This window comes from Lacipirellula sp. (assembly GCF_965279485.1).
GTDB lineage: Bacteria > Planctomycetota > Planctomycetia > Pirellulales > Lacipirellulaceae > Lacipirellula.
In genome coordinates, this window is sequence record NZ_CBDIIC010000002.1 from 5045479 (window position 1) to 5058737 (window position 13259).

Consider the following 13259-nt stretch of genomic DNA (forward strand, 5'->3'; position numbering starts at 1 on the left):
ACGCCAAGGCCACGAAGGAGCACAAAGGACGTAAGCATTTAAAGAAGTAGTGTGCGCTCGGAGCGTTCCTCACAAGCAATCCACGACTACTGGAAACTTTTTAGCGTCTTCTGCACCTTCTGCTTTTTTGGCAGCTCTGTCCCGAAATTACCTTTGTGTGGTTTTCTAACTTTGTGCCTTCGTGGTTAGCATTCCCGCACTATGGCAGCTTGATTCATCACCGCTCCGGCGGGTCGTTGACCCGCGGCTACAGGCTTGCTTGCACGCGTTGTTGTTCGGCGAGTGCGTAGTCGACGAGGCGGCCGCAGAATTCGTCAGCTGTCTTAATCGGCTCGCGTTGTAGCGGTTCCACGAGATAGGCAAGCCGCAGCAGGTCGTCGCCGGCCAGGGCGTGGCAGGGGGCGACGCCGAGGAATCCGAAGCCTTCTTCTTCCAACGCCTCCGCCACCGATGGCGTCGCGGGATCGCTCAGCGGCAGCTCCGCGTAAACAACCTCGGCATGCGAGCGTTCGACGATCTCGCGCTTCGCGTGGCGAATTTGGTGAGCCGTATCGCCGCCGAGCAGTTCCGCGCGAATTGTCGCGTGCGTCGCCGCGATCGAGATGCGAATGGCGCCATGGCCCGCCGCCTCAGACGCCGGCCCGAATGTCGCTGGGGCGCCGAGTTTTGCATAGATTTCCGCCACCACCGATTGGTGACGCTGGGGAACGAAGATCGTTCGCGGCAGCGGCTCAGTAAGCCAGTGGAAGAACATCAAGCAAGTGATACGCTGCGGCAGGTCCGTCGAAATGTTGCGGAACTGCTGCGTGCGGGGAGCGATCGCCAGATCGGCGCAGCAGAGATGCCCGCCATGGCTGATGTTCGACTGCTGGGTGCGCGTGTGCACGGCAACGGCGTCGGCGAACCAGCCGAGCAGTTCCAAGCGTGCGGCTTCGGCGAGCGCCGCTTCCTTCATGCGGTCGAGCAAGCCGCGGCTGCGATGCGAGGGATCGACGACCGCCTGCCCCCCTTCAACCACCGGCCCGTCAACGCCGCGTTCCAGGGCGTAATGACCTACGACGACTCCGCCTGCACCCACGGCGACGAACGAAATTACCGTGCCCGCCGCATCTTGCGCGGCGACGCGATCGGGATAGTAGACGTCTTCGTTGAGATAGGTGTTGCCGTAGGCGCGGTACATCAGCTGCGAGACCTGTACCGCCTCCTCGGGACGCATGCGGCGGATCTCGTACTCTTGCGGCGGAGCGAGCGGCGCTTCGGCGTTGAAGGGCGTCAACGTCGCCGCACCGTCGCCGTCGGCGATGTGATTGTCGTGCAGCCACTTGATGATCTGGATCGCTTTGCCTTCGCGGCCGAAACCGATCCAGTGGATCTCGTCGACCGCCTCCAAGCCGGGCCACGCCAACGAATGGACACCCGCCGGTTGCGCTGGATCGTGCAGGCGCCGCTCGAGGGCGGCGACGTCTTGGGGCAGGCCGTAGTCGCGAATGCGGAATTCTAGCTTCCCGTTTTCCTCGGTGACGCGGAGTTTTACTTCGCCCGCCTCGCCGTCAGGGTACGCGTGCGCAATTGCATTCTCGGCCGCCGCGAAAATGCACTGCGCCAGCTTATCGGCCGTCGCGCCGTCGAACGGGTACTGACGGAGCGTCTCGCGGACGAAGGCGTTGAGCGCCGGCAGCGTCCGCGGCGTGTTAGAAAAGAGAAGCTGAAGTTGCATGCTGCGTGCTTGGGCTGAATTTGGTAGCCGCGGGTCAACGACCCGCCGGAGCGGCGATCAATCGAGCTACCGTTGTGCGGGAATGTTAACCACGAAGGCACTAAGCTGGGAAGACGCACTAAGGAGATACGGACGGAGACGCAAAGAATCGCAAACGACGCAGAAAGGTATGAGTTGGCGGGGGCTCGTGAGAAACGTTCCGAAACTTACTTATAAAACTTCTTGTGTTCTTTGCGCTTCTTCGCGGCCGTCGTGTCTTCGTGGTAAGTTCTTGTCGGTTCGCTCCGGCGGCTCGTTGAGCCGCGGCTACTCTTGTTGCAAGTTTAGGTTACGGGAGATGATCGCGGCGCAGACGCAGGCGAGGGCGAGCAAGCCCGCTCCGGGGAGCCAGTTTTTGAATACCAAGTGCCCGATGCCGAAGAGCGACGAGTAGATCAGCGTGCAGCCGACGATCCAATTGGCGAACTGCAGGCCGAGGCTTTCGCTGGGCTTCGCATGCGCGGGTTTCACTAAGGGGCGAACAGTCGCCCAGCCTGGGCCGGCGGGGCGGACTTGCTCGTAGAAGGCAATCAGCTTCGCCTGCGGCTCGGGGCCGGTGAGGTAGGTGACCGCGACCCAAGCGATCGTCGTTACCACTACCGTCGTCAGCAGAATGTAAGCGAACTCTTGCTCGTCGTTAGAACGCCACTGCAGCGGTCCGAGTTGCAGGAAGAGCGAGACGCCGGCGGCGACGACCATCGCCGTGACTTCCGACCAGGCGTTGATCCGCCACCAATACCATCGCAAGAGATACACCGTCCCGGTGCCGGCGCCTGTGACGAGCAGCAGCTTCCAGGCGTCCTTGATCCCTTTCTCATGCAGCCGCAGGTAATAGGTGACGAACAGCGAGACGATCATGATCAGCACCGTCGCCAATTGCGAGGCGTAGACGTAGTGCCGTTCGCTTGCGGTTCGTTTGACGAAGGCCCGGTAAAAATCGTTGATGACATACGAGGCGCCCCAGTTGAGATGCGTGGCGATCGTCGACATGTAAGCGGCGGCGAAACCTGCGATCATAAAACCGCGAAGCCGCGGCGGGAAAATATCGGGGTTCATGAACATGGCGATGTAGCTCGCCTCGCGATCTTTGCTGGCGGCGAGTTCGGGCGAGAGGATGAGGGCAGCGAGGGCCGTCAGAATCCACGGCCACGGCCGTAGCGCGTAGTGGGCGACGTTGAACCACAGCGTCGCCAAGACGCCGTGGCGTTCGTCCTTCGCGGAAAAGATCCGCTGGGCGACATAGCCGCCGCCGCCCGGTTCAGAACCGGGGTACCAACTTGCCCACCAACTCACCGCGAGATAGGTGCCGAGTGCGACTGCCGGTAGCCAAGCGGAATTGAGCGGCGGTAGAAAATCGAGCCGAGATCCGCTCCGCCCGCTGGCGCTATCGAGGGCGATAATCTTCTCTTGCAGCGCATCAACGCCACCCGCGGCCTGCACCGCATAGTACGCCAGTAGGATGACCATCGTCATCTTCAGCGCGAACTGTAGCATGTCGGTCACTAACACGCCCCATAGCCCCGCAAGCGTCGTGTAGAACGCGGTAAAAATGAGAATGCCCACCAGGATGTAGAGTGCCACGCGGTCGTCGACGCCGAGGCTGGTTCGCAGGATGGTAAGCATCGCCAAGTTCACCCAGCCGAGGATGATGCAGTTGATCGGGATGCCGAGATAAAGGGCGCGAAAACCGCGCAGGAACGCGGCCGGCTTCCCTGAGTAACGGAGTTGGGCGAACTCGACGTCGGTCATCACCCCGCTGCGACGCCAGAGTCGGGCGAAGAAGAAGACGGTCATCATGCCGCTCATCACCAGGTTCCACCACAGCCAGTTCCCCGCGATGCCGTTCTCGATGACCATGCCGGTCACCGCGAGAGGCGTGTCGGCGGCGAAGGTCGTGGCGACCATTGAGGTGCCGGCGAGCCACCAGGGGGCGTTGCGGCCCGAGAGGAAAAACTCGCCAACGTCGCCGCCAGCGCGGCGAGCGTAATAGAGGCCAATGGCCAAATTCGCGGCGAAGTAGAGGGCGATGACGGTCCAGTCGAACGGAGTGAGCGTCATGAGGACTCGCGTCGTGCGTGGTCAAGTAGCCGCGGGTCAACGACCCGCCGGAGCGGCAATCAATCGAGCTGTCATTGTGCGAGAATCTTAACCACGAAGACGCAAAGATAGAAAGACGCGCGAAGGTAATTTCGGGACTGAGCTGCTAAAAAGGCGCAGGAGACGCTAAAAAGTTTTGAATCGGGTGGATTGTTTGTCAGGAACGCTCCGCGAGCTCGCTACTTCTTTAGATTCTTGCGTCCTTTGCGCATCTTCGCGGTGATCGTGTCTTCGTGGTAAGTCTTTGACGGTTCGCTCCGGCGGCTCGTTGAGCCGCGGTTACACTTCGCGGAGGGCGTCGACGACTTTCATGCGGACGGCGCGGAAGGCGGGCAGGAACCCGCCGATAAGGCCCATCACGACGGCCAGAATTGCGCCCTGCAGTAAGATCTGAGGGCCGAAGTCGAACGTGAACGCAACCTCGGTAAAAGTGCTGGCGTTCATCGTGCCGGTCTGAATTCCTCCCATGAGGAAGTTGACGGCCAGAATGCCGAAGATGCCCAACAGGGCGCCGGCGAGACAAAGGAACAGCGATTCCAACAGGAATGCGACCAGGATGCTGAACCGCCCGAACCCGAGGGCGCGGAGCGTCCCAATCTCGCGAGCACGAGAAGCAATGGCGCCGTACATAGTGTTTGACACCGCGAACATGGCGCCGATTGTTAGAAAGAACGCGATCATGCCTCCGACGATCTTGAGGAATTTGCTTTGATCGGCCTGCTCCGCGTAATACTTCTCTTCGGTCATGGCGCCGAGGTCGATCTGTTCGTCATTTTCAATACGGCTAATCAGTGCGTCGCGAGCGGCTGGGCTGACCGCGCGAAGTTGCAGACTCGACATGGCCCCGGTACGTTTGGCGAGTTGAGCAAGAACCTTCTGGTCGGTCCAAACTTCAGATTCGACGGCGCCGCCGTTGGCTTCGAAAATGCCGACGACTTTGAACTCTCCTCCTTGAACCTTGAAGTCGCTATTCAAGCCAAGATTTTGGAAGCGTTGAGACATCGCGCGACTCACGATCGCCTCGCGGAGGCCGGGAGTGAAGCTGCGACCTTCGACCACCGTGAGTCCTTCTCGCAAGTTGAACGAGACGGGATCCACTCCACGGACGGAAATGTTGACCGGTTGCGTCGAGCCGCGGCGAGGCAAATAACCGAAGACGACCAATTCAGATGCGGCGAGAGGCTCGCCTTTCGCATTGGTCGCAATGCCATCCAGTGCTCTGACGTTTCGCGCACCACTCTCGGTCACGGCGCTCACTGTTTCCGACGTCGAACCCTTACGGAGAACAAGGATGTCGAGCGGATCAGCGGCAATCCTCAATGTTTTGTCCAGGCCAGAGGATAGGCCAAATGCGAAGATGCTTGCCCACACGACGGCCCCGACGCCGAGGATGGTCATCAATGATCCCACCTTGCGGGCGCGAATACTGCGAATGTTGTATTTGAGCGGGACCATAATTGTGGCGAGCGGGAAGGCGGAGCAGGGGAAATGTAAACGCTGACTAAGTCTGGAACAGCCTCGTTCATACGACTCTTCGCAGGCCATCGACGACGCTGAGATGGGCGGCGTTCCAGGCGGGGATTAGACCGCTGAGCAGGCCAATGAACCCGCCCAACACGAGTCCCCATAGCGCCGTTCCCCACGGAATGAAAAACATTGCAAGATTCGGATCGAGGTAGCTGAGGTCGACCGTGGCAAACAGCAATTTCGCGCCGAATGCTCCAGCGATGCCTCCGAGGAGGCCGATAGCGAGGGCTTCGGCCAAGTACATGCCCATCACGATCGTCTGATTGAAGCCAATCGCCTTAAGGGTTGCGATTTCACGCGTGCGCTCGCGCAGCGCCATCGCCATCGTATTGCCGGCGACGCACAGCAAGGCGAGAACGACGGCAAACGAAGTCAAGCGAATGAAGCCTTGGATGTTTCCCATCATTTCGAGGAATGACTGGGCGAATTGCTTCTCGGTCATCGCTTGGACCGGGGCGTCGGAGCTAGCGAAGGAGTCTTCAATCGCTTTCATCACGAGCGGCATCTTCTGCGCGGAATTCGCGCGGAGCATCACGATGCCAGCATTGCCCGAATTGGGGGCGCGGGCTTTCTTCAACGCTTCGTCGAAGTAGTCGAAGTGAAAAACGACCCAGCCGCGGTCCATCGACTCCGGGCCGTCGTAGATGCCGCTGACCGTCAGTTCGAGATCGACGGGGTAGATGTCTCCTTGCAGTACGACTTTATCGCCGATTTTCCATTTCATGTTGCGGGCGAGGAGCGTGCCGACGACGCAACCCGTCTTATCTTTCTGCCACGCGGCGAGTTGCTCAGCCGGTATGGTCAGCTCGGGGTAAACTTCGAACAGCGTTTGCGGATCGGTCGCAAATTGCGGGAACTGAGTTTTTTCATTGCGGTACTTGCCCCCGAACCAAGACATTGGCGCGGCAACCTTCACTCCGTCAACGCGACGGACGCGGTCGACGTAAGCAATCGGCAAGCGGCCGGCGAGTCCCGCTTCGTGAAGGATTGCCACTCGGTTTGCCGACTGGTTTTTCTCAATGACGGCTTCTTGGGATGTAAGAAACGAATAGAGCGTCACCACCAGAAACAGGCTGATCGCGATTGACATCCCTGTGAACAACGAGCGGATCTTGTTGCGAAACACATTTCGCAAAACTAGCGGCAAATACTTCATCGCGTCGCCTCCAGCGCATCGATGTCGGCTTGTACGAACGTTCCCTTCTCAAGATGGAGCAGGCGTTTCGCACTGCGGGCCGCCTTCGGATCGTGCGTCACCATGATGATCGTCGTGCCGAACTGCTGATTGAGCGATTGCATTAAATCCAGCACCTCTTCAGCGCTGTTAGCGTCGAGATTACCAGTCGGTTCATCGGCGAGCAGCAATACCGGGTCGTTCGCGAGTGCGCGGGCGATCGACACGCGTTGTTCCTGACCGCCGGAAAGCTGCCGCGGGTAGTGGTCGGCACGATCTTCGAGCCCGACGATCCGCAACGCCGCCGCGGCGTGCTTGCGGCGTTCGCCGCGCGAAAGCGGCGTCAGCAGCAGCGGCAGTTCAACGTTCTCGAGCGCTGTGAGCACCGGCATGAGATTGTAGTTTTGGAACACGAAGCCCAGGTTCTCGCTCCGCCACTTCGAAAGCTTGGCTTCTGAAAGAAGGCCGAGGTTTTGATTGTTGACGATCACCTGGCCAGTCGTGGGCCGGTCGAGGCCAGCGCACAGATTGAGAAGCGTCGACTTGCCCGAACCAGAGGGGCCCATCACCGCGACGAAATCGCCGCGGGGGATGTGGAGCGTCGTGTTGGTGAGGACCGGAATCTCGATCTTGTCGCGACGAAAGCCTTTAGTGACGTCGACGAGTTGAACGACGCTGTCTAGTTGATCGGACATGACTGCTTGGTGATCCCTGGCGTTTGGGGGATTTAACCGCCAAGGACGCCAAGGACGCCAAGAGGATCTTGGCGAACGTGCGAGCCATGGCGAATGCGAATGATCTGTTAGCTGTATGAAATGAATTGCGAATCAGAGAACGAACATGGTCGACAACCCGGCAGGACGAAGAACGCAGAGTTGTATTCTCCCTTGGCGTCCTTGGCGGTTTAAGTCTTTATTCCGCCATCTTCACCTGGGCCCCTTCCTTCAGGCCCGGCGGCGGCGAGGTGACGAGCATTTCGCCCCCTTTGAACGGCGAGGCCATTTCGATCAGCCCGCCGTCGGCGTCGCCCTTGGTGGTCACGGAGACCTTACGCACGCGGTCGCCTTCGAGGACCCAGGCGAATTTTTCATCGCCCTCGCCCTGGATGGCGGCCACTGGAGCAAAGATCCCTTTGCGTTCCGATTGGTTCGCGTCGCCTTCCTTTTGGTCGGGCAAAAAGAAGACTGTTGCGCTCAGCTCAGGGAACAGCCGTTCGTCGGGGTTGAGGATCGCCACCTTCACTTTGACGATGCCGCGGGTGCGGTCGCCCATCGGGATGATTTCGCGGAGCTTGCCGCGGTAGCGATGATCGGGAACGGCGTCGATGACGACCTCGGTCGGCTGGCCCTTGCGGATCTGCCCCAGATAGTCTTCTTTGACGTCGGTGTCGACTTCGAGTTCATCGAGCTTGGCGAGCGTGATCACCGAGCCACGGCCCGAACTGGCGCCCATGCCGCCAGGCATGATCGACTCGCCTTTTTCCGCGTCCTTCGTCACCACGGTGCCGTCGAACGGGGCGTAGATGAACATGTTGCGAATCGCCTCTTCCGCTTCCTTAACCGCATTCTTCGCCGCAGCTACCGAGGCTTCGCGAGCTTGTAGGATCGTCTTGTTCGCATCGCGGGTGGTTTGGGCCTTCTCGAGTGCCGCCTGCGTGCCGGCGTTTCGCTTGAAGACGTCTTGCTCGCGCTTGAAGTCGCGTTGCGATTGCTCGGCGTTGAACTTGGCTTCGGCGACTTGGGCTTCCGCCAAAGCGACCGCCACCTTCCGCGATTCGAGCATCGCGTCGAGATCGGCGTGCTCAAGCTCCGCGAGCACGTCGCCCGCCTTCACTTCGCTTCCTTCTTCCACCGGAATCTCAGCGATGCGGCCAGGCACCTTCGCGCCGACCGCGGCCTGCCAACGAGATTCGAGATACCCCGTCGCGGTCAGCTCCGTCTTTAACTGGCCCAGCGTCATCACGCGGACTGAATCGACTGCGACTTCCGGCAGCGGGAACAGTTGATCCTTCAATGCCACGTAGCCCGCAGCGCCGATCGCGCCGAGAATCGCCAACAGCAGCAGCCCCCAAGCCAGTAGCGCGAGCGGCGAACTGCGGCGAGCTTGGCTGCGGTCGATTCGCAGCGACGAAAGCTCATCGCGCAGCGAACCCGTTTTGACGTTGGGTAGGGTAGGGGAGGGCGATGTCGAAGACATGGCGGCGGGCGGAGCGGGAGGAGGGACTGCGGGAAACCCATAGGGTAACGATGTACAGGCAATCTGTCATCATAGCCCAAGGAGTTCGTTGGGGGAGCGGCAAGCTTGCCCGGGAAAAGAGGGCGAAATCGCAGCGTGACAGCGGCGCTGTCATTCGGCCTCCAGTGCCATCGAATGGCGAGGAAATCAATCCCTCCCCTGCCCCTCCCTACGAGGGAGGGGGAGCTATTTAGCCGCGTGAGCGGCTGTCACTTCATTCGCCAGCGTCTCGCCGCGCTCGAACGCGGTGAGATTGTGCACCGTCGTCTCGGCGATATTTCGCAATGCCTCATCGGTGAAGTAGGCCTGATGCCCGGTGATCAGCACGTTGGGGAACGTGAGCAATCGCTGGAAGATGTCGTCTTGGATAATCGTCTCGGACAGGTTCTCGAAAAAGAGGGGCGCCTCCTGTTCGTAAACGTCGAGCGCCAGCGAACCGATGTGGCGATTCTTCAAGCCGCGGATCACCGCCTCGGCGTCGACGAGTCCGCCGCGGCTCGTGTTCACCAACATGACGCCCCGCTTCATCTGGCCGATCGACTCGTCGTTGACCAGATGGTACGACTCGGGCGTCAGCGGGCAGTGGAAACTGATGACGTCGGAGTGCTCCCAAATCTCCTCGATCCCAACATACGATCCGCCATGCTCGATGAGCTCGCGCGATTGAAACGGATCGTGAGCGATCACGCGGCAGCCAAGACCAAGCAGCGACTTGGCCAGAATGACGCCGATCTTGCCGGTGCCGACAATGCCGACCGTCTTGCCATGCAGATCGAAACCGAGCAGCCCGTGGAGCGCGAAGTTCCCTTCGCGGACGCGGTTGTACGCGCGGTGAATCTTGCGATTGAGGCAGAGGATGAGCGCAAGCGTATGTTCCGCAACGGCGTAGGGTGAGTAGGCGGGCACGCGAACGACTTTGATCCCAAAGAGCTCGGCCGCTTTGAGATCGACGTTATTGAATCCCGCGCACCGCAATGCGATCAGCCGACAACCTTGCCCGGCGAGCCGCTCCATCGCCACGGCATCGCATCCGTCGTTCACGAAAATGCAGACCGCGTCGGAACCGGTTTGCAGAACCGCGGTGTGCTCGCTCAGCCGCTCGTCTAGATAGCGGAACTGATGGTGAGCATCAAGATTGGCTGAATCGAGGAACTGCCGGTCGTACGGCTTCGTGCTGTAGACGGAAACGTGCATCGCGGTCGACTCTCAGTCAAAGGCCGATAGAAAATGAACCCTGAGGTCCCCTCTCCTTGAGGGGGAGGGTTAGGGAGGGGTGACGGCAGCGGGTACCAGGGTTCATCACCCCTTCCCCAGCCCTCCCCTCAAGGGGAGGGAGCCAGAACACTCGCATTATCTAATCGCGCTCTGGGCAGTAGTCGCAACTAATTGCGGCACGCCCCCTACGAGCGATACCCAATGCTGCCCGACTTCACGTGGTGAATCGCCTCGACCAAGCGGTTCACATCGTCGACGTTGTTGTACATCGCCAGCGAGGGCCGCACGGTCGATTCGACGCCCATGCGGCGGAGAATCGGCTGAGCACAGTGATGGCCCGAGCGAACGGCGATCCCTTCGGCGTTGAGCGCTTTACCGATCGACTCGTTCTCGTGCCCAGCAAGCGTGAACGAGAGCACGCTCGCCTTTTCGGGAGCGGTGCCGATGAGCCGCAGCCCGTCGATCGATTGCAGCGCCCGCGTCGCGTAGACGAGCAGGTCGTGCTCGTAGCGGGCGATGTTCTCGATGCCGAGCCGCTCGACATAGTCGATCGCAGCCCCCAGGCCAACCGCATCGGCGATGTTGCCGGTGCCCGCTTCGAAACGATTCGGCGCCCCTTGGTAGATCGTCTTCTCGAAGGTGACGTCCTGAATCATGTTGCCGCCGCCCTGCCACGGTTGCGTCGACTCCAGCAAGTCGCGCTTGCCGTAGAGGACGCCGATGCCGGTGGGGGCGAAGACTTTATGTCCGGAGAAAACGTACCAGTCGGCGTTCAGCGACTGCACGTCGGCCCGCATGTGCGACACGGCTTGGGCGCCATCGACGAGGACGCGGGCGCCGTACCGCTGGGCGATCGCGACCATCTCCTTCGCGGGCGTGATCGTGCCGAGGGCGTTCGACACCTGCGGGAACGCCACAAGCCGCGTCCGCGAGGTGATCAGCTTTTGGTACTCGTCGAGCAGAATCTGCCCGTCGTCGTCGACCGGGGCGACGCGAATGCGAGCGCCAGTCTCCTGGGCGAGCATCTGCCACGGCACGATGTTGGCGTGATGCTCCAGGTTCGTCAGAACGATCTCGTCGTCCTTGCCGACATGCTGCCGGCCCCAACTCTTGGCGACGAGGTTGATCGCCTCGGTCGCGCCGCGGACGAAGACGATCTCGCTGCTGGAGGAGGCGTTGAGAAACTTCGCCACCTTGTTGCGGGCGTCTTCGTAGGCATCGGTCGCGCGGGCGGCCAGTTCGTGGGCCGCGCGGTGGATGTTTGAATTCTCGTGTTGGTAGAAATACGCGATGCGGTCGATGACCGACTGCGGCTTCTGCGTCGTGGCGGCGTTGTCGAGCCACACCAACGGATGGCCGTTGACGCGTTCCTGCAGAATGGGGAAGTCGCGGCGGATCGCTTCGACGCTAAAAGGCTGATGCAGCGCCAGGCCGCCCGTTGGGATCGGCTGGCTCACGCGGGGCGCCGACGATGGCAGCGAGACTCCCGGTACCGGCAGCAAATCGCTCGGCGGCGCGGAGAACCGCGCGAACTGGTGAGCTTCGTTCAGAAAATAGAACGTTGAGCCATCTTCGACGCGATTCACGGCGTGCGACGACGCGGGAACCACCGACGGTCCGCTGTTGACGCCACTGGCCGGGGCGCCGCTGCGATTGCTCGGCACGCCTGAGATGTTGCTGTGCTCCAGCGCCGATTGCAGGCGATCGTCGTCGACCGATTGCAACGTCTGCGGCGGATGGCCGCCTGGCAGCGAAACGCCGCTTTGTTGTTGGCCGGCGGTCGTCGGAAACGGCGGCGTGGGCGACGCGGTGCCGCCGCCAGCGTTCAGAGAACTCTCTGGCGTTAAGTCTAATCCACTCACTGCCGGCGTTCCCGGCAACTGCGACGTCGAACCGAATCCAGACGCCGGCACGTGCGGCTGCGTGACCGACGGCGAACCGAGGCCTTGCGCCGAGCCAGGGAATTGCGCAGGCGCTCCACCGCTGCCCCCCATGAACCCCTGCGGAGAGGATGGCAGCGGCGCACCAAACCCGCCAGCTGAACCGCCGGGCGTGAAGCTGTTCGGACCCGCCGGCATTCCGGGGACCGAGCCAGGCACTCCGCCTGGCACGGCTCCGATCGACAACGGCTGCATGCCGTACGCCGCGCCCCCGGGAGGGGCGGCGTACAGTTCGTTTGCCAAACGGGTGAGCGCACCCTCCAGCAGCGTGCCATCGCAAGGCAGACTGCGGCCCAACTGCGGTTGAGGCAGCGAGCCCGTGCTCTGCGGCAAGCCGGCGGGGAGATCGCGACTACTTGCTGTAGAGATGTTGATAGTCATGGTACTTTCCGATTTCCACGTTATCGAGCACGCCGAGCGCATCTTCCGTCATGACGACGGCGGAGCAATAAAGCGACACGAGGTAAGATGCGATCGCCTTGCGGCTGATGCCCATGAACCGGACGGAAAGTCCCATCCCTTGCTGACCTGGCAGGCCAGGTTGGTAGAGGCCGATGACGCCTTGGCGCGATTCGCCGGTGCGCATCAGCACGATGCTCGTCTTGCCCCCTTCGGTGCCCAGCTTGTCGCAGGGGAAGATCGGAATCCCGCGCCAAGTGATGAACTGCGAGCCGAACATCGTCACCGTGGCCGGCGGCACGCCGCGGCGGGTGCACTCGCGGCCGAACGCGGCGATCGCGAGCGGATGGGCGAGGAAGAAGCCAGGTTCCTTCCAGACGCGGGCGATCAGCTCGTCCATGTCGTCCGGGGTCGGCGGGCCGCTGCGGGTCTTGATCCGCATGCCGGGCGCCGTGTTGGTGAGCAGGCCGTACTCCTTGTTGTTGAGGAGTTCGCTCTCTTGGCGTTCTTTGACCGTTTCGATCGCCAACCGCAGTTGCTCGCCGATCTGGTCGTGCGGCACGCTGTAGAGGTCGGAGACGCGGGTGTGAATGTCGACGATCGTCGTCACCGCGCTGAGCATGTACTCGCGGGGATTTTCATCGTAATCGACGAACGTTTCGGGCAGATCGCGTTCGTCGCGGCGAGAGCAGGCGACGGTGACGCGGGAGGCGTCCTTCACCTTGTTCAGGCGGTAAATGCCGGCTTCCACCGGAACCCACGGCAGGAGATGCGTCAACCACCGGGGGGTGATCGTCGACATCTGCGGCGGGGTCTTCGTCGCGTTCGCAAGTTGCCGTGCGGCGACGTCGCCAAGCGCAAGTTGGGGAGGGGCGTCGGCCATAGATTCCTTCCTTCTCGTATGGGGGCTTCAGTC

Annotated in this window: 9 protein-coding genes; all 9 read right to left on the reverse strand. The window is 61.3% G+C overall.

Translation table 11 applies throughout. The features are described 5' to 3' along the window. Positions 1-247 precede the first annotated feature (247 nt). Positions 248-1717, reverse strand: coding sequence for an ATP-binding protein (locus tag ACQY7R_RS27720; RefSeq protein ID WP_428308773.1), 1470 nt, complete (start codon positions 1715-1717; stop codon positions 248-250). 306 nt (positions 1718-2023) lie between these two features. After that, complete coding sequence (locus ACQY7R_RS27725; RefSeq protein WP_428308774.1) at positions 2024-3814, reverse strand: sodium:solute symporter family protein; 1791 nt, start codon at positions 3812-3814, stop codon at positions 2024-2026. Between the two features lie 318 nt (positions 3815-4132). After that, positions 4133-5308, reverse strand: a complete 1176-nt coding sequence (locus ACQY7R_RS27730) for an ABC transporter permease (protein WP_428308775.1) — start codon at positions 5306-5308, stop codon at positions 4133-4135. A 67-nt stretch (positions 5309-5375) separates the two neighbouring features. Further along, positions 5376-6536 (reverse strand): ABC transporter permease, encoded by a 1161-nt coding sequence (locus tag ACQY7R_RS27735; RefSeq protein ID WP_428308776.1) that lies wholly within the window; start codon positions 6534-6536, stop codon positions 5376-5378. After that, entirely contained in the window at positions 6533-7249 is a 717-nt protein-coding gene (locus ACQY7R_RS27740) for an ABC transporter ATP-binding protein (RefSeq protein ID WP_428308777.1), read from the reverse strand. Before ACQY7R_RS27740 ends, ACQY7R_RS27735 begins: the two co-directional genes overlap by 4 nt. 217 nt (positions 7250-7466) lie before the next feature. Continuing rightward, on the reverse strand, positions 7467-8750 hold the full coding sequence (locus ACQY7R_RS27745; RefSeq protein ID WP_428308778.1) for an efflux RND transporter periplasmic adaptor subunit: 1284 nt from the start codon (positions 8748-8750) through the stop codon (positions 7467-7469). A gap of 225 nt (positions 8751-8975) precedes the next feature. Next, positions 8976-9983 carry a 2-hydroxyacid dehydrogenase gene (locus tag ACQY7R_RS27750; protein ID WP_428308779.1) on the reverse strand — a complete coding sequence of 336 codons (1008 nt, stop codon included), beginning with the start codon at positions 9981-9983 and terminating at the stop codon, positions 8976-8978. A gap of 206 nt (positions 9984-10189) precedes the next feature. Then, complete coding sequence (locus ACQY7R_RS27755) at positions 10190-12325, reverse strand: family 2A encapsulin nanocompartment cargo protein cysteine desulfurase (protein ID WP_428308780.1); 2136 nt, start codon at positions 12323-12325, stop codon at positions 10190-10192. Beyond that, the gene (locus ACQY7R_RS27760) at positions 12297-13226 is read right to left on the reverse strand and encodes a family 2A encapsulin nanocompartment shell protein (RefSeq protein ID WP_152097989.1); all 930 of its coding nucleotides are present in this window, start codon (positions 13224-13226) and stop codon (positions 12297-12299) included. Before ACQY7R_RS27760 ends, ACQY7R_RS27755 begins: the two co-directional genes overlap by 29 nt. Positions 13227-13259 lie beyond the last annotated feature (33 nt).